22 protein-coding genes are annotated in these 23,553 nt (G+C 67.6%); 12 read left to right on the plus strand and 10 right to left on the minus strand.

The window, feature by feature from the left end; genetic code table 11:
* Positions 1-603 precede the first annotated feature (603 nt).
* Both NOO62_RS21835 and NOO62_RS21840 read right to left on the minus strand, forming a co-directional pair.
* On the minus strand, positions 604-1,170 hold the full coding sequence (locus NOO62_RS21835; RefSeq protein WP_198503269.1) for a peptide deformylase: 567 nt from the start codon (positions 1,168-1,170) through the stop codon (positions 604-606).
* Positions 1,167-2,141, minus strand: a complete 975-nt coding sequence (locus NOO62_RS21840; protein ID WP_268772579.1) for a helix-turn-helix domain-containing protein — start codon at positions 2,139-2,141, stop codon at positions 1,167-1,169. Before NOO62_RS21840 ends, NOO62_RS21835 begins: the two co-directional genes overlap by 4 nt.
* A gap of 144 nt (positions 2,142-2,285) precedes the next feature.
* On the opposite strand from NOO62_RS21840, the gene NOO62_RS21845 reads away from it, so the two are divergent.
* The 5 genes from NOO62_RS21845 to NOO62_RS21865 are packed head-to-tail and all read left to right on the plus strand — an operon-like array spanning position 2,286 to position 6,807.
* Positions 2,286-3,440: a glycosyltransferase family 1 protein gene (locus tag NOO62_RS21845; RefSeq protein ID WP_268772580.1), complete on the plus strand. Its 1,155-nt coding sequence runs from the start codon at positions 2,286-2,288 to the stop codon at positions 3,438-3,440.
* Complete coding sequence (locus NOO62_RS21850; RefSeq protein WP_198503272.1) at positions 3,437-4,141, plus strand: hypothetical protein; 705 nt, start codon at positions 3,437-3,439, stop codon at positions 4,139-4,141. The genes NOO62_RS21845 and NOO62_RS21850 overlap by 4 nt, the downstream gene beginning before the upstream one ends.
* A complete protein-coding gene (locus NOO62_RS21855) occupies positions 4,138-5,367 on the plus strand; it encodes a glycosyltransferase (RefSeq protein ID WP_268772581.1) in 1,230 nt (409 codons plus the stop codon). The genes NOO62_RS21850 and NOO62_RS21855 overlap by 4 nt, the downstream gene beginning before the upstream one ends.
* The gene (locus NOO62_RS21860; RefSeq protein WP_268772582.1) at positions 5,368-6,234 is read left to right on the plus strand and encodes a glycosyltransferase family 2 protein; all 867 of its coding nucleotides are present in this window, start codon (positions 5,368-5,370) and stop codon (positions 6,232-6,234) included. It begins immediately after the preceding gene.
* Positions 6,235-6,282: 48 nt separating this feature from the next.
* The gene (locus tag NOO62_RS21865; protein WP_268772583.1) at positions 6,283-6,807 is read left to right on the plus strand and encodes an AAA family ATPase; all 525 of its coding nucleotides are present in this window, start codon (positions 6,283-6,285) and stop codon (positions 6,805-6,807) included.
* 153 nt (positions 6,808-6,960) lie between these two features.
* Here the strand turns inward: NOO62_RS21865 and NOO62_RS21870 are convergent, their stop codons facing one another.
* From NOO62_RS21870 to NOO62_RS21885, 4 genes are all read right to left on the minus strand, one after another.
* Positions 6,961-8,652, minus strand: coding sequence for a relaxase/mobilization nuclease domain-containing protein (locus NOO62_RS21870; RefSeq protein WP_268772584.1), 1,692 nt, complete (start codon positions 8,650-8,652; stop codon positions 6,961-6,963).
* Positions 8,649-9,320, minus strand: coding sequence for a plasmid mobilization relaxosome protein MobC (gene mobC / locus NOO62_RS21875; RefSeq protein ID WP_268772585.1), 672 nt, complete (start codon positions 9,318-9,320; stop codon positions 8,649-8,651). The genes NOO62_RS21870 and mobC overlap by 4 nt, the downstream gene beginning before the upstream one ends.
* Before the next feature lie 137 nt (positions 9,321-9,457).
* Positions 9,458-10,351 carry a DUF2637 domain-containing protein gene (locus NOO62_RS21880; RefSeq protein WP_268772586.1) on the minus strand — a complete coding sequence of 298 codons (894 nt, stop codon included), beginning with the start codon at positions 10,349-10,351 and terminating at the stop codon, positions 9,458-9,460.
* Between the two features lie 158 nt (positions 10,352-10,509).
* Positions 10,510-11,766: a DUF3631 domain-containing protein gene (locus NOO62_RS21885; RefSeq protein ID WP_268772587.1), complete on the minus strand. Its 1,257-nt coding sequence runs from the start codon at positions 11,764-11,766 to the stop codon at positions 10,510-10,512.
* Positions 11,767-12,015: 249 nt separating this feature from the next.
* On the opposite strand from NOO62_RS21885, the gene NOO62_RS21890 reads away from it, so the two are divergent.
* From NOO62_RS21890 to NOO62_RS21910, 5 genes are all read left to right on the plus strand, one after another.
* On the plus strand, positions 12,016-12,573 hold the full coding sequence (locus NOO62_RS21890; RefSeq protein ID WP_414930865.1) for a helix-turn-helix domain-containing protein: 558 nt from the start codon (positions 12,016-12,018) through the stop codon (positions 12,571-12,573).
* A gap of 133 nt (positions 12,574-12,706) precedes the next feature.
* Entirely contained in the window at positions 12,707-13,084 is a 378-nt protein-coding gene (locus tag NOO62_RS21895) for a helix-turn-helix domain-containing protein (protein ID WP_268772588.1), read from the plus strand.
* A gap of 27 nt (positions 13,085-13,111) precedes the next feature.
* Positions 13,112-14,629 carry a LacI family DNA-binding transcriptional regulator gene (locus NOO62_RS21900; RefSeq protein WP_268772589.1) on the plus strand — a complete coding sequence of 506 codons (1,518 nt, stop codon included), beginning with the start codon at positions 13,112-13,114 and terminating at the stop codon, positions 14,627-14,629.
* Positions 14,630-14,798: 169 nt separating this feature from the next.
* Entirely contained in the window at positions 14,799-15,932 is a 1,134-nt protein-coding gene (locus NOO62_RS21905; RefSeq protein WP_268772590.1) for a hypothetical protein, read from the plus strand.
* A 356-nt stretch (positions 15,933-16,288) separates the two neighbouring features.
* Entirely contained in the window at positions 16,289-17,143 is an 855-nt protein-coding gene (locus NOO62_RS21910; protein ID WP_268772591.1) for a hypothetical protein, read from the plus strand.
* A gap of 183 nt (positions 17,144-17,326) precedes the next feature.
* On the opposite strand, the gene NOO62_RS21915 is transcribed toward NOO62_RS21910, so the two are convergent.
* A complete protein-coding gene (locus tag NOO62_RS21915) occupies positions 17,327-17,590 on the minus strand; it encodes a hypothetical protein (protein WP_268772592.1) in 264 nt (87 codons plus the stop codon).
* Between the two features lie 270 nt (positions 17,591-17,860).
* Here NOO62_RS21915 and NOO62_RS21920 point away from each other — a divergent pair, with 270 nt between their 5' ends.
* Together NOO62_RS21920 and NOO62_RS21925 are read left to right on the plus strand one after the other, a co-directional pair.
* A complete protein-coding gene (locus tag NOO62_RS21920) occupies positions 17,861-19,663 on the plus strand; it encodes an Hsp70 family protein (protein ID WP_268772593.1) in 1,803 nt (600 codons plus the stop codon).
* 6 nt (positions 19,664-19,669) lie between these two features.
* Positions 19,670-20,398: a hypothetical protein gene (locus NOO62_RS21925; RefSeq protein WP_268772594.1), complete on the plus strand. Its 729-nt coding sequence runs from the start codon at positions 19,670-19,672 to the stop codon at positions 20,396-20,398.
* 241 nt (positions 20,399-20,639) lie between these two features.
* Here the strand turns inward: NOO62_RS21925 and NOO62_RS21930 are convergent, their stop codons facing one another.
* From NOO62_RS21930 to NOO62_RS21940, 3 genes are all read right to left on the minus strand, one after another.
* Complete coding sequence (locus NOO62_RS21930; protein WP_268772595.1) at positions 20,640-21,767, minus strand: three-Cys-motif partner protein TcmP; 1,128 nt, start codon at positions 21,765-21,767, stop codon at positions 20,640-20,642.
* A 99-nt stretch (positions 21,768-21,866) separates the two neighbouring features.
* A complete protein-coding gene (locus NOO62_RS21935) occupies positions 21,867-22,622 on the minus strand; it encodes a DUF5131 family protein (protein WP_268772596.1) in 756 nt (251 codons plus the stop codon).
* A gap of 348 nt (positions 22,623-22,970) precedes the next feature.
* A complete protein-coding gene (locus NOO62_RS21940; protein WP_268772597.1) occupies positions 22,971-23,471 on the minus strand; it encodes an NUDIX domain-containing protein in 501 nt (166 codons plus the stop codon).
* Between the last annotated feature and the right edge of the window lie 82 nt (positions 23,472-23,553).

The raw sequence follows: 23,553 nt of genomic DNA on the forward strand, positions 1-23,553 counted from the left end.
CGTCCCGCGTCAGCACCGCAGTGGGAGACGCTCCGCCAAGATCTTCTCCCAGATTTCTCCCAAACGATCACCGGAGACGCAGTAAGGGCCTGACCCTCAGAGAGGATCAGGCCCTTGACCTGGTGTTTCAGCTGTCGGGGTGGCGGGATTTGAACCCACGACCTCTTCGTCCCGAATGAGGTTCGGTTGGTGATCTCGCCTGCATGGATGGTGTTTGCGCAGGTCAGAGGCGTGGTCTCAATGAGGCTTGCGCGGTGTCGGAAGGGCTCGGGGAGCAGGTTGGCTCCCAAACGGCTCCCACGACGCCCGGTGCCGAGGGCGCACGTCAACGGTGGGACTTGGGTGGTGCAGCAGGGGCTCCTCGCGGTGCAGGTGATCGGCGCGCTCCCACCCGGCCCGGACAAGCTGCTGATACTGGCACCAGAACCGGCCCGCGAACCAGGGCAGCGCCCGCCGTAAACAGCCATGAATCATCCCGTTGTGGGCGACCTTGGGGGACTCCGGTTTCACTGTCAGGCCGGTCTCCTCGCACAGCTATCGGACTGCGGTTTCGGTGATCGGTTCGCCGAGCTCGCCTCCCAGCCCTCCCCGCGCAGTTGACGGCTACTGCTCGTATGCCCAGGCCCGACCGGTCTGCCGGTATTCCTCGACGGGGATGGGGGTGATGCCGGTGCGCATGCGGGTGGTGTAGAGCAGGCCGTCGAGGTGGTCGATCTCGTGGTGGATGAGGCGGGCGAGGCCGCGTTCGTACACGGTGGTGACGGTCTCGCCGGTCAGGGCCGTGGTCTCGACGGTGATCTTCAGAGGGCGGGGGACGAGGCCGCGGACGTCGAAGAAGCTCAGGCAACCCTCGTACTGCTCGTCCAGCTCGTCGGAGCGGTCGGTGATCTTCGGGTTGAGCAGGATGATGGCGGGTGCGTCGCCGGGCGGCTGGACGACGGCGGCGGTGCGGCCGATGCCGATCTGTGGGGCGGCGATGCCCATGCCTTTGGCGAAGGGGTGGACCTGGCCGATCCGTTCCATCGCGGCGAACAGCTCGTCGGTGATGCGCTCGGCCTCGTTGCGCTCGGCGGGCAGGGTGAAGGTGCGGGCCGGTTCGGCGAGGATGCCGGCGCCGTGTTGAACAACGCCGAGGTCTCGCATCTGCTGGCTGGGCCGCACATCAATCACCTGAAGTCCCCTCGTGCCGTGTCGTGTTCGGGTCGTGCCCGGAACCTCCACTCAAGACGGTACCGAGCGTGGAGGGCGGGCGTGGTCGTGATCCAGGTGAATTGCCTCAGTTCACCGTCGTCGCTGCGGACGGGCGGGGTCCGCAGCGGGGAGGCTTCGGCTGTCATGGAGGTCTCGGTGCCCCACACGACGGGGTCGAGGGCGGCGGGGAAGGCAAGCTGGACTTCGAGTTGTTCGGTGGGCAGGCGGACGGCTCGCTGGAACCAGTTGCCCCATTTGTCGTCGCCGACGGTGTAGGCGTACTCGATCCATACGGACTCGCCGGGGTAGAGCGGGAAGCGGCCGTGTTCGTTGTCGAACAGCAGCCAGACTTCCTTGAAGGCGTCGCGGTCGTGCTTGGCCTGCCAGCGCATCGTCTCGCCGCGGCAGGTGGCGGTGAGGTCGAGTTCGTCCCAGGTCAGCGGGTGGACTCGGTAGTGGGCGTTGGACTGCTCGGGGTCGCCGGGGTAGCGGTCGACGGAGATGCGGATCAGGTAGCGGGTCACCGGTTCGTCGCCGGTGTTCCGCAGCAACCGTCGCATGGTGAGCCGGTAGGAGTGGCCGTCGTACTGGAGGCGGGCGGCGTCGTGTTCGACGACGAGGGCGGACCCGGTGGCATACGGCTGCTCGTGCCTGCGCTGGGCCGGTGGGGCCGCAGGTTGGCGACGGGTCCTGGTGCGGGCCTGCTCGTAATCGCACCAGCGCCGCCAGATCGCTTTCCCGGCGTTGAGGTGCTCGTCGGCGAGCCGGGCGAACTCCTCGGTGGGCTTGTGGCGGCCGGACTCGACGTGGCTGACGTAGGACGGGTCGAAGCCCATGGCCAGCGCTAATGCCCGCTTGGACATGCCGCGTACTTCCCGCCATCTGGCTACCTCAGCCGCGAAGTCCTCGGCCGCCTGCTCGACGGTGATCTCCTCGCTGTGCGCGTCCATCGAAGCCCCGCTCCGCGTCACTTGGTGAGCATGAATGAACCGTGAGTGATCCAAGTTCATCATCCCGTCACGGCTCACGTCGCCGGTTTCCTTCCCTCAACGGCCCGGATCGACCCCCGGGCGAACGAGGGAGGCGACGCAACCATGCGCGTGCTGTACCTGCTCAACATCTCCAACCCCGACCGGTTGTCGGCGGATTCGGGGTGGATCTTCGCGGATCTGCTGGCCCCGTCCCTGGCCGACGCCGGGGCGGATGTAACCGTCGCTGCCCCGGCTGCGGCCGGGGATGCCCGCTGCGGCTTCCACCAGACCAAGGTGCCCGGGACGAAGTACCGGGCCCGGTTCTCGGCGGACATCGACGAGTTGGTGGCCCTAATCGGGGCGGAGAAGCCGGACGTGGTGGTGGCCAACCAGATCGAGGAGGCCCCGGCCGTTCGTACGGCTCTGCTGGAGGCCGGGTCGGATGCGCTGCTGGCCGGGTACTGCCACTACCTGCCGTTTTCGTTCGCGGGCGGCGGGCAGATGCTGCCCGACCCGTCGTTGGACGACGCGGGGCTGGGGCGGCCGGTGCTGCTGGCGTTCGCCGCGGGCCTGGCCGCGTGCGACCGGGTGATGGTCCACTCCTCCACGGCCGCCTCCTGGGTGTCGGCCGCCGCTGCCCGGATGACGCTGGACCTCGGCAACCGGCTGCGAGTGGTGCCCGCACCGCGTGACGAGCGCCTGGTCCGCGACCCGGCCACGGCCCAGCCCACGACCGGTACGGCGATCGGTGTCTACAACCACCGGCTGTACGCGCACTACGGCACCGAGCAGTTCGTGGACGTGGCCCGCCGACTCAGCGACTCCGGTGCGGTGCGGCTGCGGGTGATGGACCTGTTCGGCCAGCGCCGGGCCGAGCGCAAGGGCCTGGACGACAGCCCCGAGAAGATGCGCGAGAAGCTCGCCGCATTGCCGCATGTGCAGGTCGTCTCCGACCGTGGCGACCGCGTCCGCTACAAGAACTTGCTGGCCGGCGCCCGCTTCGGCATCGCCCCGTTCAGGCCCGGCTGCCCGTGGTCGATGAGCGTCATCGACTGCCAGGGCATGGGCCTGCCGGTCATCTCGCCTCGCCTGGGCTGGCTCGCCGAACACATCGACCCCGAGCTGTGCTTCACCACCCCGGACGAGGCCGTCGCCTTGGCCGAACGCCTCGCCACGGACGACGAGTTCCACGCCGTCCACGCCAAGCGGGCCCACGCCTCCACCGCCGACTTCACCCCCGCCCTGGTCGCCGCCCGCTACCTGGAGGCCATCTCGTGACCGGCTTCGACGCTGTCTTCCTCTCCTACGACGAGCCGATGGCCAACTCCCTGCACTCCCGCCTCCAGCGCACTCTCGGCGGCACCGTAAAGCGCCTGCACGGGGTCCACGGGATGCGCCGGGCCTACCGGCTGTGCGCCGAGGTCGTCGAGCGCGAGCAGTTCTTCCTCGCCGACGGCGACTTCGCCATCGACACCGACTTCGATGTGGCCACTGTCGAGCCGCTGGACGAGGGCGTCTCCATGCGGGTGTGGCGGGCGGTCAACCCGGTCAACGGCCTGACCTACGGCTACGGCGGCCTGAAGCTGATCCGCCGCAGCGCTCTGCGGGAGATGGGCGACGCCGTGGACGTGCTCGCCGCCCTGCCCGGAAGGATCGAATTCGCCCAGCACACCGCCGGGATCACGCGGTTCAACCAGAGCCCCTTCCACGCCTGGAAGGCCGGTTTCCGCGAGTGCGCGATGCTGTCCCGCGGCAGCGAGTACGGCATGGCCGACGACGACGCCCATCAGCGCGTCGATGCCTGGATGCTCAGCCGCAGCGGCGAGTTCGCCGCCTATGCCGCCGCTGGGGCGACCGAGGGCGTCGCCTTCGCCCGGCAGGCCGCGCGTGACCCGCAGCAGTTCGACCACCTCAACGACCCCACCTGGCTGCGGGAGAGGTTCACCGCCGCCCACGGAGACCAGGCGGTGTCCGGATGACCGGTCCGCTCGTACTCATCGAGCCGTACGCGAACCGCCTGGGCGGGCACCATCAGCGCACGCTGGCGGCCCTCGCCCAGGCCCGGCCCGGCAGCCTCGTCATCGCCCCGCACGGGATCGCCTCCGAGGCGGTACGTGCCCTGCGCGAGGCGGGTGCCCGGCTGGTGACCGCACCGGCCGGGCCGGCGGCGACCGTGCTGTTGGCCGTCTCCCGCCTGGCGGCCGGGCTCTCCTCGGCCGGTCAGCGTGTGTTCCGCTCGCGGCGCTGGCCCCGCCGCCTGCGGAGGGTGCCGCACCAGATCACCCTGATCGCCCGCTGCCTGTCCGAGGCGTCCGCGCTGCGGTCCGGCCGCCGGTTGGAGTCCGGCGCCGACGCGGTGGTGATCCTGACCGCGAGCGAGGCCCTGCACGGGGCCGCCGCCCTCCTCGGCGGGCAGCCGCACCTGCGGTTCGTCCACGAGGCGGTCACGGCCGAGGACGCCGTCGTGCGGATGCTGGGCCGGCTCGCCCGCCGGGGCGAGCAACGGGTGGTTGCCGTGTACCCGACGCAGGCCGTCGGCGATCAGTTCGCCACAGCCTTCGCCGACCTGCCCGCGGTGGTGGGCGCCTTCGCAGTCGACGACGGCCACCGCCTGAGCGACGCCGAACGTGACGGGGGCCGAGCCGCATTCGACATCCCCGCCGCCGAGGCGGTGGTCTGCCTGGTCGGTGGGTGGTGGCCCTACAAGGACATCCCTGTCCTCGAAGCCGCCCTGGACCGGCTCAAGGAGCCCCTGCACCTAGTGGTCACCGGCTCCCCGCTCGACGAGGCCGTCCTCGAGCGATGGCAGTCCCTGCCCGGCCTGCGGGTGCACACCGTGCCCGGCCCGGTCAGCGACTCCGTGCTGCGGCTGGTGTACGCCGCCGCGGACGCCGCCCTGGTCACCCGCCACCCCGGGACTGGCAAGGAATCCGGGCTCGTCATGGACGCCGCCCGGCTCGGCGTCCCCCTGATCGTCTCCGAGCACGACGACGCCCTCACCACCCGCCTGCACGGCCAGCCCTGGGCCCTGATGTTCCCCGCACGCGACCCGGACGCCCTCGCAGATGCCCTGCACACCGTCATCCGTCAGCCGCCCCCGCTGCCCGGACCGGAGGCCCCGGTTCTGCTCGGGATGCGGTCCGCAGCCGAGCAGGCCGACTTCCTCACCCGCGCCTTCGCCCCCTTGCGCACGAAGGAGTCCTGAATGCCGAGCACGCCTCCCGCGCTGATCGCCGTCATCGGCCCCGTCGAGCCGCCGCTGCTGGCCGCCTGGGCCCGCCACTACCGGTGGCTGGGCGTCGAGCGGTTCCTGATCGCCTTCCACTTCCCCGACCACGTCCCCGACGCACAACGACACGAGCTCCAGGCCGCGTGCCGGGAGCTGGGCATCATCCCCACCGGCACCAGCACCGGCCCCTGGCACGAGCACACCAACACCCAGCTCCGCGACGCCCTGCGGCACCGGGCCGGTCCCGGCTGGCATCTGCTTGCCGACGCCGACGAGTTCCAGCAGTACCCCGCCCCGCTGAACGAGGTGATCGCCCAGGCCGAGAAGTCCGGAAGCTCTGTGGTGGGCGGTCTGATGCTCGACCGCGTCGCTGCCAGCGGACGCCTGACCGGCTGGCGGCCCGAAGGCGGACTCGAACTCGCCTATCCCCTCGGCGGACACCTCACCCACCGGCTCCTGCACGGCGACCCGAGGAAGATCGTCCTCGCCCGCCACGACGTCACCGTCTCCTCCGGCAACCACCGTGCTCCGGGCCAGCGGCCGGACGCGGACCGCATCTGCGCGGTTCACCATTTCAAGTGGCGCTCGGGCGTCCTGGACGACCTGCGCCGACGGGTCCAGCACTTCGCCCACGGCACCTGGCAGGAACACACCCCGGCCGTCCGCGACGAGGCCGGACGCCTGCTGGCCCACGTCGGACAGCACGGCGGCGTGATCAACACCAGCGACCCGCGGTTCGCCTTCCGGCAGGTGAGCCTGGATCGGATGCCCTTCAGCTGGCCCTCCGAGGCCCGCAACGTCTTCACCACCTGGCGTCCGCACGCCCACAGCGGCCAGGATTGACACACGACGCACTCACGCGCGGACAGCATGTCGCGGAAGGATGACCACGTGCCCCTCGCCGTACTCCTGGCCGGTCTCACAGGCTCCGGGAAGACCACCGTCGCCCAGGCCCTGGCCGACCGCGGCTACCTCCGGCTGTCCGTGGACGAGGAGGTCCACCGTCTCCACGGCCGGTACGGCGTGGACTACCCCGAACACACCTACTTCGAGCGCGAACGGCCCGTGGTCGAAGCGACCCGGGGCCGGTTCGTCAAGGAGATCGAGGCCGGCAACGACGTCGCCCTGGACCACGGGCTGTGGCGCCGCGCCGAGCGCGACGCCTGGCGGCAGGCCGCCCGCGAAGCAGGCGGCCTGCCCGTTGTCGTCTACCTCCCCGCCGACCGCGACGAACTGCTGCGGCGCCTGACCGAGCGCAACGTACGCGAGGACGCCAACGCGCTGACCGTCACCCCGGAAGCCCTGGACGACTTCTTCGCCCGCTTCGATCCCCCGGCCGACGACGAAGACGTGATCGTCTACACCGGCGACCTGGACGTACTGGTGGCGGCGCTCACCGAGGCCCGGGGGCGGTAAGGCCGCCAGGGTCTTGGTCCGGAGGCCGTCAGCAGCACGCCCGTACGAGGCCGTGCCGCTGCGAGCGGCGGGCAGGCGGCGGACGCACCCGGCGCCGCACGTGGAGTCGAAGCCGCATGGCGCCGACTCCACGTGCGGCTCGCGGTGGGTGTGTCACCGTCGCCGAGCCTGGGGCGACTGAGGTTGAGCGGCCGGAGCAGCCGGTGGTGTTTGCGCCGGCGTGCTCGACCGCCGTGCCGCACTCTGCGCCTGTGCCGCACGTGCGTGGGCGCTGGGCGCCGACCTCGTACTGAGGCGTTCGACGCGCCACGTCAGCACCCGCGCGGGTCGGCGGGCATCATCGAGCGCACGCTGGTCGGCGGCCTGTTGCAGGAGCTGCTTCGGGTCGTGCCCGGCTTTCTCTGCGTCCGCGAGCACGGCAGCGAGCGCGTCGAAGGCCGGATCCTCCAACACCTGTTCCGCGTGATCGGGCATTGTCTGCCGGATGAGGAGCATGTGCCGCTCCACTACCTGAGTGGGTGGCCTGCGCTGGGCGAGCACGGTCAGTGGCGCGACGGCAGTTTGTTCGTAGGCGGCCCGGAGGTGGACCAGGGCCTGGTGGGCTGCGGCCACCTGTTGGTCGTGGTGGTGGAGCTGGTGCCAGCGGGCGGCGGCGATGATGGCGAGGATCGCGGCGTCGAGGAACATCGCCAGCAGGGCGCCGTCCTTGGGGGTGGGCTCGCGGACCATGGCCCGCACGGCGCCGCGCAGGGCGCGGGCGTGCTGGTGCTCAGCCTGGATACGGGAGCGAGTGGCGCGCTCGAACGCCTCAGCTGCCTGACAGAGTTGGGGCTGAATTGCCTGGGGCGCGCGAAGGGGTAGGGCGTCGAGGGCTTCACCGAAGGCGGCCAGATGGGCTTGAGCGGCTACGTCGTCGCCGTGTTCGAGGTGGTGGGGGATGCGTTCTGCGGCGGCCGTCGCCTGATGCCACGGGTTGGTCTTGCGCGGGCATCGTTGCGGGTCGGTGGCGTCGAGGCGCTTGCGGATCTTGGGCAGGGAAAGGTCGGGGGAGAGTTCGGAACCGGAGTACCAGATCGGTTCCTGTACGGCGTTGACGTCGCCTTCGAGGGCGACGGTGTAGCCGCGTACGTCTCCGGAGGGGAAGTGCTTGACGTCCACGAGGATGCCGTCGGTGTGCTCCAGGAGACGGATGAACTCTTCGGTGCTGGTGGCGGCGGCCACGGCGGTACGGATCGTGGCGCGCAGGTGTTCGCGGGCGGTGCGGGCCTGGCCGGCGCGCCTGGCCTTCTCCTGCTCGGCGCGGGTGGGCCGCTTCGCGGCGGTGCGGTCCCCGCGTATGACTTGGAAGAGGTCGTACTCCTTCTCGATGGCGGCGAGTTCGCGGTCGGCGGTGAGGTAGTCGTTCCAGTGGCGGGCGGTACGCAGGTCGGAGCGGACTTTGGTGGCGGCGATGTGGATATGGTCGGGTGCGTGCCGTACGGCGACCCAGCGACATCCGTCCGGATCACCGTCCGGCGCGATGCCGGTGGCGGCCACGACGCGGCGGCCGATGTCGCCCCACTCCTCGTCGCTGAGGTGACGGTCGGTCTTGGCGGCACGGACTGAGCAGTGCCACACATGCTTCTCGGGGGCGCGGCCGAGGCGCTCGGCCTGCTTGACGTGCAGGTCGAGGTCGGCGACGAGGCGCCTCTTGGTGGCGTCGACGTCGTCGGCGCGGCCGGGGTCGGGAACGAAGCCGTCCCATGAGGCGACCAGGTGCGGGTCGGTGTGGCCCTTCTTCTTCGTGTCGTACAGGTAGCGGATCAAGTTGGCGGTCTCCTTGCCGCCCGTGATCTTCGCGATCATCCGGCCGCCTTGTGGCTGACGGCCTGGTTCGCGGCTGCCGCGATGTGGCGCACAGCCTCACCGACCGCGTCCAGGGTGCGGTCGGTCTGGGCGAGGAGGGCGCTGTCCCCAGGGTGTGGATGGCTGCCGGAGTTGAGCTTCTTGGCGATCTGGTTGACATTGCGGCCGATGGCTGCCACCTCGCTGCGCAGGGCGTTGAGCTCGTCGATGTAGTCGTCCAGCTGAGTGCGCTGGCCGGGCACGGTGAGTTCACCTTCAACGTGGGCCTGGGTTACGGCAGCGACGTAGTGGGCGCCGCTGAGGTTCAGTGACGTGGCCTTGGCGAGGATGGCGTCCCTCTCCTCAACGCTGTAGCGGACATCGACGCGCTTCTTGCGCCGGCCGCCCGGGTCGGGCTTGCGACGCTGGGCGACACGGTGCAGGGCGGCGACGTCTGCAGCACGCGGCAGCGGAGCGTCGGCAGCAGCGGCGGGATCGGCGTGTGCCGGTAGTTCCTCCTCGGGCACCCCCTGGTGCCCGAGTGCCTGCGCTACCCCCGGGGCGGAGGCTTCCCCGAGGGACCGGCCTGTGGACGGTCCAGCGGGATACCTTGCTGGCGTTGTGGTGGCTGCTGTAGTCGTGGTCATCTCCTCGTGTGGGGTGGGCAGTTCGTGCTGTGGTGCGGGCATGGGTGACCTACTCGGTGGGGTGTGGATATCGGGGCGTGCGGTGATGTCGGGTCGACTCGTCGCCGGAGGGAGACTCGTCCCCGCGCTGACGTGCGCGGGGACGAGAGAAGCGGGACGCGGTTGGCAGTGGCCGGTAGTCAGGAAGCGATCACCGCTGGCGCGGTCTCGCGCGGTTCGGCTGCTGCGGCTTCGTCGAGTTCGGCCTGGAGCGAGTCCTTGACGCGTTCCGCCTCGTCCTTGCCGATCGTGCGGCCGGTGCTTCGGACCGCGTCCTCGATGTGGCGGCGGGAGGCTTTGCCTCCGCGCCCACGAGGCGCACGCCGGGCGAGGGAGAGCAGCTCGGGATCGACGATGTCGCCCTCCGCGCCGGTCGAAGGGGAAGAGGCGGACGAACCCGCCACATCAGTAGCGTCCTCCGCCACGTCTGCCAGAGCGCCCGCCACCTTGAGGTGCGCGGACAGCTGGACGTCCGAGGTGGCGCCGTTGACTACTGGGTCGGTGTCTTCCCGGTTGGCAGCCAGTGCGAGGTCACGCTGGATGATCTGGTAGAAGTGCACCGCGCCGGCCAGGGCGAGCGGCGGGAGCGCGGAGAGCACGGCCACGGTCCAGTCACCGAGCTGCAGACCGCCGTTGTGGGCCTGCTGGTTGAGGCGTACGGCGTGGAGCGCATTCGCCCAGATGCTGAGCGCGGTGGCCAGGATGACGAGGATCCACACGTACAGGCGGGCGGCCGTCGACGCGGTACGCACCAGGAGCAGGGTGCCAATGCCGATGGCGATGAACCCGTCGATGACGAGGGGGAAGCCGATGGTGAAGAGCGGGCGGATGTGGGCGGCGACGGCCATCTGCCGCAGAGCGTCGTAGGACAGGACGAAGCCGATGGTGCCGAGCAGGGCGATGCCGAAGCGGATGGCGCCGGTCTTGGGTGCGGCGGACCCGGGTGTGGTGGGTTCGGCTGCGGTGGGTTCGTGCGGGGGCAGGGGAGACCTCCGGTGTATGGGGGCACCTACGAGCGGCCAGGGCGCGAGCATGGCGCTGCGGCCGCGAGGTGCTGGGACTCGTACCACTCGTCGCGTGCCTGGTCAGCACAGGTACGAGTGGCGTGGTGATGTCGAGATGACTCGTTGCGGGCTGTCCACTCGTCCCCGCGCTGACCTGCGCGGGGACGAGTGATACGAGTGGCGTCGAGTCAGGCTGCGGTGCCTGGCACCGGCTCGTCCGCTGCCTTCGGCTCGGGGCAATAGCGCGCCCAGGTGTCGAGGAATTGGTTGCGCGCGAAGCCCTTGGCCTGGGTGCCGTCGGGGAAGCGGCGGTTGGCCGAGCCAATCCCGTACGGCTTGAGCAGCAGCTGCAGTCCGCGCGGGGTCAGCCCGTTGGCGCCGTACTCCGCCCACGGTGCTTCCCTGTCCGCGTTGAGGGACTCCAGCAGGTGCTTCGTGCTCAGCACGGCTGGGTCGCCCACGGCGGCGAAGGCGCAGCGGATGCCGGTCAGGAGGCGGGTGCGCAGACCGCCTTCCTCGTCCTGGCCGGCCTCGTAGGCGGTCATAGTGCGGCAGGCGGTACGGGCCAGCGCGGGCCAGTCGCCTCCGGCGAGGTCGGCGATAATGACCAGCGGTTCCCAGGTGTCCGCCGCACGGTCTTCGACCGGCATGGGCGGCTCCATCTCCATGGCCTGCGCGTACAGCGGCTGGAGCCAGGTGCGGAGGCGGTCGCGGATCGCGTTCAGGGCGGGGGTGTCCCGGCCGGTGCGGAAGGACGCCACCTTCTCGCCCGCCGCGCGACGGCGCATCCGGATGACCACCGCACGGTCCATGATCGTGTCAGGCAGGTCACCGATCCCCGCGAGCGCGGCCATGGCAAAGGTGGGGAACTCCTGCACCTGATGCTCCGGCCCGGACACCCGCAGCGTCGGTCGGCCACGCTGGTGCCCGGCGTTGATGAGGCCGCGCACCTCCTCGTTCTTCTCCGCGGCCTTGGTGCTGCTGAACATGGTGTCCGCCTCGTCGACCAAGAGCGTCGGCGGGTCGTCCCCGTCGATCGACCGGAAGATCGCCGCTGCGGTGGCGTTGACCGTGATCAGACGGTTGTGCACCGTCTCGGTGACCACGTCCAGCAGCCTGGACTTACCGCACCGCTTCTCCGGCGCGACGATTGCCAGGCGCGGCGCGTGCTGCCACGCGCGCTGCAGATGCGTCGCCGCGACCCACAAGGCCACCGCCGTGACGGCCTCCTCGCTCGGCATGGCCACGTAGCGCTTGATCTGCGCCCGAAGGGCGTCCAGGATCTGCGCCCCCTCGGCCAGCGGTGGTGACGAGGCACCGTCGTCGCGGTCCTCTTCTGCCGAAGGCGCAGCGGAGCCGGACGGCTGGCCGGGCACGGTGACTGGGGGCCACGACGTGCCGGAGCCGTCGGGAAGGGATGGCGTATTCGGCTGGGCATCGGTCATACTGGGCATCAGCTCCTCTGCTTGCGGGCCATATGGGACGGCAATCCCGGTCTCCGCAGGTTGATCGCTAGGGATGGCGGTTGAGAGGTTTGCGCTTGAGCCCCCGGCATTGCCGGGGGCTTCTTTCATGCGATGTGCGGGCGTGCGGACTCCTGATGTCGGTGGGGTGGGATGCCACCACTATGCCACATGAATTGCAGATCGCAGTAGTGTTTTGCATCTCGCAGTAGTGATGCTACTGTTTAGGCTGTGCTGCAAACCGCAGTGCGTCGCTACGAACGGAAGGAGGCGCCGGTGGCGGAGGAAGAACCGTCGGAGGGCGTCCTGCTCAGCGGCGAGGCGAACGTCGCGACCCGCATCAGGGTGGAGCGCGAGGCGCGCGGCTGGAGCACCAACGCGCTGTCCGACCGGCTCAACGAGGCCGGCTTCGACATGAACCCGTCCGCAGTCTGGCGGATCGAAAACGGGAAGCGCCGCATCAACCTCGACGACGCCATCGGCTTCGCCGAGGTCCTCGGCATCGACCTGCGCAATCTCGTCGGGCCACCGCAGTTGGCGGCCAAGGCCCGCGCCATGGAACTCATCGACGAGGTCGTGGACGCGTTCCGCGCGACCCAGAGAGCCAACATGGCCTTCACACAGGCGCGCGAAGCGTTTGACGCCTACCTCGCCGAGCACCCCGACATCCGCGAAGAAGCCGACCTCATGGTCCAGAGCGCCATCGCGGAGGAGGCCAACAAGACCATGCTGAAGATGCACGGCCCTCCGCCTGGTGACAGCGACGGCCACTCCACCAACGGGGCATAGCCTCCGGCACCCCCTCCCGCCCTGGGCCCGCAAACCCCCCAGGCCGGGCAGCTCATCCACATCCCTAGCGATCGACCGGCGGGTCGGCGTTGCCGCGCCCCATGCCCGCCAAGACCTGCAGAGGACTCCCTCCTTGCGCCAACCCGCAATACCCCCTGCCTCCGTTCCGACCACGGACGCCGAGGTCGCCCTGCCGCGCCTCTATGTCCCCGAGGAAGTCGCCGCCGTCCTCGGTTGCTCCGCCTGGTGGGTCAAGGACCGTGCCCGCCGCCGGCTCATCCCGTTCACCCGCGTCGGCCGCGCGTACCGCTTCACCAGCGAGCACCTCGCGGAGATCATCCGCATGAACGAGGCCCGCCCTGCCCTCCCGCAGCAACGGGCAGCGAAAGCGGCTCCTGCAGCCAAGGCCCCTGCCTCGCAGCCTCCTTCGCCGCCCGATGCTCCCACGACCCGCCTCCGCGCCCGGCCACCACGCCGAGCGCGCCAGAGCCAGTTCGGGACCGCGGCCTAGCACGACGACGAAGCAGGGGAGGGATACGTGGGTTTCGGCGAGAAGCGCGGAAACTACTGGCGCGGCCGCTACAAGATCGCGCCCGGCAAGCACCTCACGGTCGTCGGCGAAGACGGTAAGCCGCTGAAGTTCGCCACCAAGGGCGAGGCCCAGCGCGCCGCGAGTGAGGCGGAGAACAAGTACCGGCGTGGCGACTGGCGCGACCCGGCACTCGGCCAGGAGACCTTCGGCGAGTACGCGAGCCGCTGGTACGCCGCCCAGGACCTGGCCGCCTCGACGATGCAGAACTACAAGCGCCACATCGAGGAGCACCTGCTCCCCGACTTCGAGAACAAGGCGCTCGCAGGCATCCTGCGCCCGGACGTCGAGCTGTGGGAGAAGAAGGAGCGAGCCGTCTACGCGGCGTCCAGCGTCAAGACCTGGCGCTCCACGCTCCACCTGATCTTCGAGGACGCGATCGACGAGGGCCTGCTCACGTCCAACCCGGCTGCACGCCGTCGCGGTCGCGGCAAGCGCGCAGGCCGCTCACGCGACCGCGGCCCCGAGAAGGTCGTCACCGACGCCCTCGGCATCCTGCTCACCGCCGAGCGGGCGGCTCTGCTCTCCGGCCGGGACGACGAGTTCGTCGCCACGGTCCTCAAGGGCTACACCGGCAAGCGCTGGGGCGAAATCGTCGGCCTGGAAACGGAGTTCGTACGCCGTGACGCCTTCCGGGTCGAGTGGCAGCTGTACGAACTGGACACCGGCGAACTGGTCCGCTGCCCGCCCAAGGACGACAGCTACCGCACCATCGACTCGATGGACTGGCTGTCCGCCCTGGTCGCCAACCACATCGCCCGTACGAAGCCGACGCCCTGCCCCTGTCACGGCAGGACGTACGTCTTCCGCGGCCAGGGCACGGCCCGCACCGGCGGCCACCAGGGCGCGAAGCTCGCCGACGTCGCCCGCCGTGCCGGAGTCTCCACGGGTACGGTCTCGAACGTCCTCAACCACCCGGACCGCGTACGGGAGGACACCCGAGTCCGCGTCGAACTCGCCATCGCGGAGCTCGGGTTCGTACGAGGCGGCACCACGTCCGAGCACGCGGCCCACTGGCGCCGCAACGGCTTCGCCACCTGGCTGTTCACCCCGGCGGTCTCCGGCTGGTACCCGAAGAAGGCGCCGCAGGAGGCGCGCCCGGTGCCGATCCTCGGTGAGCCGTGGCCGGGCATCCCGGCCCGAGGCCGAGGAGCGGCAGCGCGGGCGGACGCCTGCTGGCTCCCGATCGCCAAGGGCCTCACGCCCCACGGCCTGCGCCACACCCACCGCACGATGATGGAGGACCTCGGCACCGAGAAGGTCCTCATGGACGAACGCATGGGCCACATCGACGGCTCGGTCTCGGCCCGATACGCGCACGTAACGCTCGGCATGCGACGACGCCTCATGTCTGGCCTGACCGAGCAGTGGGAGGCGGCGCTCGACGCACGTCTCGTGATGTGCCCCACATCCCCGGTGCGCGTTTTGAACGATCTCCTGAGGTCCAAGGCGGCAGCTCAGCTGTAGGAAGAGCTGCCGTACCCAGGTCTGAGTGCGGCAGCTGTCGCCGCCTTTTCGGTGACCCTGAACTGGTTTGAGATTAAGGCCAGTTCAGGATCGCAGATCGGAAGGTGGCGATCTGAGTTGTCAGTGCTGCGCCCTATCCTGCATACGGGAGTCAGGGCGAGGAGGCGGCGTGGCAGGCAAGGTAGAGCGCACGACTGAGTTGCAGCAGCACTGGCCGAACATTTTGGACGCGGTGAAGCAGCGTCGAAGGTTTACGTGGCTCCTGCTGTCCCAAAATGCGCAGCTGGCATCGTACGACGGCTCGACCGTCGTACTGGCCTTCATCAACCAGGGTGCGGTCGACAACTGGGTGAGCTCGAACTCTGTTGCAGTGCTGGAGGAGACGCTGGACGCGCTCCTCGGTATCCGCCCGACTGTTCGGCAGATCGTCGACAAACAACTACCTGACTCGACGTCATCACGGCCCCTGCCGACTACGCTCCCTGTCCCTTCGTTGCCGAGTCAGCCTCCGATGGCACGGGTCGGAGAAGAGAGCGCGGAAGACGGGGGAGGTATGGAGGGCGCATTGATGACGGTCCTTGCGCAGACCGCCCATCTGCTGCACGAGCAGGGAAACAACCAGGCAGCTGCGCTCCTGCTTGATGTGGATGACGTAGAAATCGTGCCTGGCAACAGGTTCGGCGACTGGCAGGACGCCGTACTGATCGTGCCGCCCTACCTGGTCTCACGTTTCACCAAGGAGGCCATCGACTCCATACAGCCAGTCTTTGGCCATGTCGCAGAACGCCACGAGATCGAGATCAGGAGCGTCTCGGCTGCGCCAGCGCTTCCCAAGGTGGATGAGAACTGGCGACAGGCGTTGCAGCAGCGGCTGACGCAGGGCACGGCATCGAATCAGGCGGCCCGGACGCGATCCAAGAGCAGTGGGGCCGTGCTTGGTGCAGACGGCTTCGTCTTCGACTCTCGTGAGGAGATGCGAGTCTACGAGGCGCTCAAGAGGCAGCAGGAGGTCCTGCCTGCTGACTCCTCCGTTTCCATTTTCCCGCTCCCGATGGGTCGTGTAGCCACTGGGAGCGTGTGGACCCCGGACTTCTTGGTGGCTGTGGCTGGCCGCATCGGGATCATTGAGGTCGATGGACCGCACCACAAGGGCCGATTGGCAGCGGATGCGACTCGCGATCGTCATTGGCGCAACAGCGGGATCGTTCACATCGAGCGGATCTTGGTGGAGGAGACGAGCGTCGACTCTGAGATCGACGACCTCGTTGGCGCCTTCTTGAAGCGGCTCCGCGAGTACCGCTAGGGGATAACGGGTGCGAGGGGGAGGCCCGCGGGAGAGCCGGATCTCGAAGTCGGCTCCCAAACGGCTTCCAAAATGGCCCCCGAACGCAAAGCAGGCCCGGTACTGATCTCTCAGTACCGGGCCTGACCTGGTGTTTCAGCCGTCGGGGTGGCGGGATTTGAACCCCACTACCTCTTCGTCCCGAATGAGGCTCGGTTGATGATCTTGCCTGCGAGGATGGTATTTGCGCAGGTCAAGGAGATAGGACCGGGTGGGTTCGGAGGGTCTGGCGGGGGTTAGGGGAGTGAATCGGCTCCCAGATGGCTCCCAAGCGGGCTTGTCCCTGCGTGTGGACGGGCTGGGTCTCTGAAGACGGTGTGCCTACCAGCCAGTGCCTGTTGCTGGGCATCGAAGTGCTGAGCTACTGGCAGAGAGCGAGGGCGCGCCGACACATCGCCGATGATGGGGTGGTGCAGGAGAAGCGAGCTGAAGAGTACGGAAAGTGCGCTGCGGTCCTGGATGTCGACCTCAAGGTGCCCGGTGCTGCCGCAATTTTCGATCAGGCGTTGACGAACGGTCTAGCAGCAATCGTTGCGCAGACCTGGCCCGGGGAGGAGGCGGAAAAGCGGAAAAACGGCGAACACCGACTGAAGTCGGCAGCCCAACTGTTGCAGGTCATCACCCGGCGATGCGATGAGGCGGGCGAGGGCATACGACTGTTGCCGGACGAGGTGGGCGCACCAGGGACGCCAGTAGACACGGACACTCTGCGCGACGCCCTGGAGCAGACACAGCGCGTGCGGCATGCGAGAGGTGCAGGTGAGCTGGAAGCCCGGCACGTGACGGCGCTGCTTGCGCTCGATGATCACTCTGCCCTTGGGCAAGTCAGCGACGAGCGAAGGGAATCCGACTGGGTTAGGGACGAGATCCAGGACCGGTACGAGCAGCAGCGGTCCTACGACTACATGCAACTGATCGGTGACGACGAAGCGGACAGGCGGATGTCCGTCGTGGGTGACTACGGACCGGTACATCCTGACGACCTCATTGACGACAAGCGGCTGATGGACTGCCCTGTCTGCCAACGAGAAACCCTCGTCGTGACTGGGCTCGATGACTTCGGTGCCGGTTACGGGCCCGGTACTTGTGTGGTGTGCTCCTACGCCCGGAGCATCCACGCCGCGCATGAGCTGGCGCTACACCACATGATCGCCAGACAGCAGGGCGACTGATCGGCGCCCCTATCTCATCTGAGGACAAGCCCATGGAGCGCATGGCTGCAGGGCACGAACCCATGACCAAGCAGTGGGGCGCCGTCCGCTCAGGCATCGCTTACGCATTCGGCACGGCTGGCCTGCGGTGGCGGAGTAGCCACGTGTCCGCCACCACAGGGACATCCCGCAAGCCCGAACCCCTCAGCCTGCGCTCTCGCCGTGCTTCGTGAGGATGCTGCGAACTGTGTTGCGGGAGTGGCCCGAGAGTTGAGCGATTTCGACCTCGCTCAACCCCGACCTCTTCGCCGCGATGACCAAGCCATCTCGCGTGGCACACGTACGTCGGTACTTCTCAAGCTTCTCCCGCACGACGTCTGCGCTGTCTTCCGGCGACGGTGCATATGAGACACCCGCCCTCTCGATCTTGTACGTGCGGTGCGATCGGGAGTCGCTGCTGCTCTCCATGCGCCGCACAGTAGGCGGTGACGACGCTTGCGGCGGCTGTGCTGCATTACACAGCCCTGTTCAAAATTGCACAACCCGGCTACTCCCTGCGGGTGGATGTTTCGCCGCGTCGACGCTCCCCTGCCGGAGAAGAAGCCGCTGGTCTGCGACTTCTCGTGAGTCAACTCACCACAGAAGAAAGGCAGTTGTGCAGAACTGCACAACCCTCGCGTTCCGGCACCGTGTTCCGGACGTTGAGGTTCACCCTTTCGTCCGTACGAACGGAATCATGTGTTTGCTCCTCGCCTCGTAGCGGCCATCGACATCGGCACCCACGGCATCGGCGCCGCCTGGTGCGTCATCTCGGAATCCAATGCCGAGCCTTCCAGCCGGAAGATCCATTTTTGTGACCAGTGGGAGTCGCAGCCCGCACCCACAGCGAAGAACCTGTCGGCACTCCTGCTCGACACCAACGGAAAGCTGATCGCCTGGGGGTACGACGCCCGACGGCTCTGGCTCACCCAGGGTGCCGCGCTCCGCAACCAAGGGGCGCGCTACCACCACGGCTTCAAGATGGACCTCGGGGTGCGCCCTGCCCCACAGACCACCGACGACAGCAGCGTTGACTCGGACTCTTCGTCAGCCGAGCCCGCCGGCAAGGAGCGGGAAGTACTGAAACGCGGCACTCCCACCGACCGGTTGACACCTGATCTGCTGACGATGCTGCTGCGGGAGGTCGTCTCCGTCACCCTGCGGCAGATCGCTGCCAGCGGATATGACGAGGACGACGTCCGCTGGTGCCTTACTTCGCCCGCCTGCTGGAGCGATTACCAAAAGTCCGTGCTGCGCGGCATCGCAATGGACGCCGGACTGCCCCGTGAAGACGGGAGGGTGCTGCTATCTCTCGAGCCGGAGGCGGCGGCCCACTACGCGCGCGTATCCGGGGTGCGGGTCGTGGGTGACCACAATGGCCCCAGCAGCGATCTCCTGGCTCCTGGCGCCCGGTTCATGGTGGTGGACTGCGGGGGCGGCACCGTGGACATCACGGCCTACGAGAACGACACCGACGGAAAGATGATCGAGATCGGCCGATCCATCGGCGACCGCTTCGGGTCGGACTTCCTCAACCGTGCCTTTGAGAAGGAGCACCTCCGGGACTGTCTCGGCGACCAGGACATCCTGGACGAGATCCAGGAAAACTGTCCCGACGCCCTGCTCAATCTTGTTGACCAGTGGGAGCGCGGCAAGCTGCACGTCGCCCTCGATCAGGATGAGAACCTCAACCTGCTGATCCCCACGGCTATCGACCGTCGGCTGGGCGCCGCCGTCCGCAAGCGCCTAGCCCGGCGCCAGAACAAGATCAACGATGCCATCGTCCTCACCCCCGCCCAGATCCACGCGTTGTTCGACACCGTCATCCCCGGCACCCTCGACCTCATCGAGTCCCAGCTCAAGGAAATGGATGCCTCCCGCGGAGAGAACAGCAGCCCCGACGTCATCCTCCTGGTCGGTGGCTTCAGCAACTCCCCATACCTCCAGCAGGCGGTCAAGGAGCGCTTTGGTGAGCGCACCCAGGTGATGGTGCCCCCCAACCCCGACATCGCTGTCCTGTTCGGTGCCACGCACTTCTGCTACGACCCCCAGACCCGTGCGCGGCGCAGCCGCTTTACTTACGGCACCGAGGTGAACGATGACTTCGAGGAAGGCATCGACCCCGAGGCCAAGCGCTACGTGACGTCCCGGGGTCAGGCCACCTGCGAAGACCGCTTCTCCATCTTCACCCGCGCCGGCGCGTCCGTACCCACCGACGCCGAGGTGATGCGTGAGTACGTGCCGCTCGAGGAGGACCACACAGAGGTCGACTTCACGATCTACGCCACGAGCCATCCCGACCCCCGCTATGTCACCGATCCGGGGTGCGACGCACTGGCTACGGTCACCGTGGACTTGAAGCCCGTCATGCGCTTCGAGCTCGAGGAGCGCGCGCTGCGTCTCTTCATGCGGTTCGGTGAGACCGAGATCAAGGCACGGGCCGAACTCGTCCAGGGCGGTGGTGAGATCGCCACCAGCGTCCGCTTCCACTCCAACTACTGACGAGGAATGACGATGCAATTCTTGAGCCGTCCTCGTGAAGTACCCGACGACAGCCCTACAGCAGACATCGAGTGGCAATACGAAGATGATCTCCTGCAGGAGCAGCTTGACCAAGCGTTGGCGCGGATCGATCAGCTGGAGAAGTCCGCCAAGGCCGGCGAACACGAACACGGTCAGTTGCGGCGTCGATTGGACCGACTGGAACGTCAGCTCGGCACGTTGATGGCCGTGCGGACGGCCGAACGCGATGATCTACCCGGAGCAGAACACGGGAAGCATCAGGCCCTAGCCCGCCGGTACCGCACTCTGGTCGAGCAGCGTCTGCTGAATTTCGCCCGCCGCTATGCCGAGCGTTGCGACCGCGTCATGGACCGCCCTGAACGTGAGCGCGGATACCGCCTGATGGGGCTGCTAAGCCAGCAACTGTTCACCGATGACCTCAAGTCCAGCCGAGAGATCGTGCGTCGCCTTCACCTCCCGGAGAGCGATGGCCACATCGAGAACGCCCTCGCCACACTGCGCGGTCACTGCTCCGAGCTAGCAGCGGAGATCCACCGTGCTGGTCTTCACCACAGCTGGGACACGATCTGCACGCCGGGCGTTGCGCTAGAACCGGCACGCCAGGAGCAATGGCCCTCTTGCGACGAGGGAGCACCGGTGCTGTTCGTTATGGCGCCGGGATACATCGTCAACGGTCGCTCGTACTGCCTTCAGTACGTGTACACCTCCCTCTGAGGCCCGCGATACTCCTCGCAGCACGTGGTGTCGGCACGACAGAAATCATCGTGAAGCAACATCCGTAGAACACGGGAACTGCAACCACACAACGCAGAGGTTCCCGTATCTGCAGGGTGCGGCGGGAAGGACAGCAGCGCTGTCTAACCGCGAACGGTGTTTGCGGTTGGCCCCTGCGACCGGGCTGACCTGGTCGCAGGGCAGGGGCTGCCGCACAGTTCGACTGATGCGACCGGGCTACCTACCAGAGTGAAACTTGCTCCCCTGCCGGGTTGGACTTGGGCGGAGGCGTCGAGATGGTCACCCGGGTCTTCGCGTTGACAGCGTGGGGCTCTGTTTTCACGACACCTTCATCGCGCATCTGACGTATCAGCCGGATGACCTGTTCGGGGCGGTAGACGGTCTCCAGAAGCGTGTACTTCTGGAGCTCCTCTACAGTCCGCCCGTCGGGTGAATCGGCGACGAACGTGCGCAGGATCCGCTGGAGGGGCGCGGTGTTGGGCTCGAATTCGAGGGCCAGTTCTTGTTGCTGCACGTCCCTCGGGTCGCGGTAGCGGACCCCATAGGAAGGGTCGACCTTCCACATGGCCGTCTTCATCTTCGCCAGCCCCTTCTCGTGGGCGGTACCGAAGATCAGGTAAAGCTTCCTGTTCCCCTCATCGACCATTTCGAAGTACAGCGTATGGAGGAAGCCGGCCCTGCGCAGCGTGTCCCGGTACTGCTCGCGGAGAAACGCGAACTTCTGCGTTGAGGGTTGCTGGAAGACGGCCTGCCAGTGCGGGCTGCCGAAGGCGTCATCGCCTAGTTGACGGTGGCCATCGTGCTTCTCGGCGAAGCGGGCGAGGAAGTTGGGGGCGAAGGTGACCATGACCTCTGTGCTGCGACAGCTGCCAAGCTCCTGCAGCAACGAGTACGGAATGTCCGGGCCTCCGAAGCTGTCCAGCAAGACGAACAGCGGGTGGTCTAACGAACCGAGGCTCCGCAGCCTCTGCAGCAGGGCCGGATGGAACTCTCCATGGCGTACGTCGACGGTCAGCCGCCCGGTCACGTCGACCGAATGCTTCGCGCGAGCGAGCGTCATCTGGCGCTCCAGCTCTGCCACTCGCCGCGGGTCTTCCTCCATGAGGACCAGCCTCATCCGTTTGGGAGACCTGAGCAGGGCATCGGCAAATACGTCGTAGGCGATCACAGGGGATCCGGGCTCGCCCTGTTTATAAATGCCGGATCCCGCGAAGCCCTCTGCGTAGGTGATCACGTCATGACGCGACAGCAGGATCGGTGCCCACGCTTCCAGATACTGCTCCAGTAAGTCGTGCTTGGCTGCAGTGTGCGGATCGCGATCCCACACCGTCTCCTTTGGCACGGCCATAGCCGCTCCCCCCACTTCAGTACGACCCCACTGGGAAAAGCGTCACACACCGTTGCCATATGCCACCAGAGCGCGTACGGCGTAGCTAAGGAATGGCTGTTAGTGCGCGGTTGCCGACAGCCGGGGAGGCATCTCGTCCCATGTCGCGCCGATGAGTTCACGCCCCCCGGACTTGGGGGTGCGGCCGCCCCATTGTTTGAAGAAGAAGGGCACTTGGCCCTCCTTGCAAGCGTCGCGGAGATGGATCAACCATTCTTCACTGACAGGTCGGTGATGAGGGCCGGACTCCCCTCCGGCGATCACCCAGCCGATTCCGTCCAGGTGTAAACCGGCCAGAGAGCCGAGCAAAGGCTCACAGGACAAAAAGCGCACAGCGGCAGGAACTCTACGTAAGTCGTCGACTCGGTCGAGGTGGTCGGCATTCTCTACGGAGACGCCCATCCACAGATTGGAGGGCCAGTCGAGTTCGTCCGCCAGCCGCCGGAGCCTGCGGGCCCGCTTGGTGAGCAACTGGTAGGTGTGCTGCGGAGTCTCCGCCATCACCTGGAACACCTGCTGGACGAACTCCAGAGGCACCTTGGCGTGGAAGAGATCACTCATGGAGTTCACGAACACCATGCGCGGTGCCTTCCACTGGCGCGGGATGTCCAGGGTGTCCGGATGCAGGGCGAGGCCAAAGCCCGGACCTGAAGTCCTCGGATCTCCGTCGGTCTGGTACTTGGCAACTCCCATGGCCTTTAAGCGTCTTGATAACACCAGGGCATAACAGTTGTCACACCCGGTGGACACACGGTCGCATCCGGTCGTGGGGTTCCAGGTCGCCTCGGTCCACTCAATCGTGCTGCGATCGCCCATCGCTGCCCCTCCCGGCGCACGTGGCGAAGCACCCGCGGTTCTTTGTGTTCGGCGCCTCGACTGTGCTGCCTAACGAACGACGTACCGAACTGGCACGCGACCAACCTCATCATTCATGTCGAACATGCGTTCTGTGAAGTGGGCTATTGGGTGTGCCCGCACTTGTTCTGCGCCTGAGGGGAGTGGCCTCAAGCAACACCCTCGTGCCGAGGGGCGGGCATCGCACGACGAATCTGCGATTGACCGCACCAAGTGGATGTCTGCTGTTCCAGCTCCGGACCTGGTCACCGGCGTAGTTACGGCAAAGAACGCCATACTTTCCGGCCTTGCCCTGGGCCCGCTTGTCCTCTACTGCCACCCATCCAGGGGCACTTGTTGCCCAGAGGCAAGGTACCCGTGCAGTGCGCTGGCGGTCGTGTCCACGAACTCTTCCGGGACAGCGTCGGCATCGGCCCAGCGGACCCGGCCGTGCTTGCGAGGTTCCCGGTTCTCAGGTTCGCCAGTCCATTCGTGGGTGACGAAGACGACGGTGAGGAAGCCGTTGGGGGCTTCGACGACCCAGGCGCCGTGGATGATGTGGGCGACCTTCAGGGACTCGGGCTTCACCGTCAGACCCGTTGCCTCGTACAGCTCTCTAACCGCCGTTTCCGTGACCGGTTCGCCCGGCTCGCTCTTGCCGACGGGGAGGTCCCACATGCCCTGGGTGAACTTGGCGTTCTGGCTGCGCTGGAGGAGGACGACACGGTTGGTGGCCTGGTCGTGGACGATGACGGCCGCGACCAGCAAGGTCATCGATTCGAGCGCGGGCTTGAGGGCTTTGGGCTGGTCCTCGGTGTTCGGCTGAGCCACGGTGGTCCCCTCGTCGGCCGGGTTGTTGGGCTCGTTAGGCGAGCGCTTCCCGCGCGCGGAGCGCGAGTTCGGCAGCGCCAGG

The organism is Streptomyces sp. Je 1-369 (assembly GCF_026810505.1).
Lineage (GTDB): Bacteria > Actinomycetota > Actinomycetes > Streptomycetales > Streptomycetaceae > Streptomyces.

Coding starts and splice junctions, on each gene's coding strand:
- NOO62_RS21840 (WP_268772579.1), bottom strand. CDS start 2,141: ATGGACGCGCACAGCGAGGAGATCACCGTCGAGCAGGCGGCCGAGGAC.
- NOO62_RS21845 (WP_268772580.1), top strand. CDS start 2,286: ATGCGCGTGCTGTACCTGCTCAACATCTCCAACCCCGACCGGTTGTCG.
- NOO62_RS21855 (WP_268772581.1), top strand. CDS start 4,138: ATGACCGGTCCGCTCGTACTCATCGAGCCGTACGCGAACCGCCTGGGC.
- NOO62_RS21860 (WP_268772582.1), top strand. CDS start 5,368: ATGCCGAGCACGCCTCCCGCGCTGATCGCCGTCATCGGCCCCGTCGAG.
- NOO62_RS21870 (WP_268772584.1), bottom strand. CDS start 8,652: ATGATCGCGAAGATCACGGGCGGCAAGGAGACCGCCAACTTGATCCGC.
- mobC (WP_268772585.1), bottom strand. CDS start 9,320: ATGCCCGCACCACAGCACGAACTGCCCACCCCACACGAGGAGATGACC.
- NOO62_RS21880 (WP_268772586.1), bottom strand. CDS start 10,351: ATGCTCGCGCCCTGGCCGCTCGTAGGTGCCCCCATACACCGGAGGTCT.
- NOO62_RS21885 (WP_268772587.1), bottom strand. CDS start 11,766: ATGACCGATGCCCAGCCGAATACGCCATCCCTTCCCGACGGCTCCGGC.
- NOO62_RS21915 (WP_268772592.1), bottom strand. CDS start 17,590: ATGGAGAGCAGCAGCGACTCCCGATCGCACCGCACGTACAAGATCGAG.
- NOO62_RS21925 (WP_268772594.1), top strand. CDS start 19,670: ATGACGATGCAATTCTTGAGCCGTCCTCGTGAAGTACCCGACGACAGC.
- NOO62_RS21930 (WP_268772595.1), bottom strand. CDS start 21,767: ATGGCCGTGCCAAAGGAGACGGTGTGGGATCGCGATCCGCACACTGCA.
- NOO62_RS21935 (WP_268772596.1), bottom strand. CDS start 22,622: ATGGGCGATCGCAGCACGATTGAGTGGACCGAGGCGACCTGGAACCCC.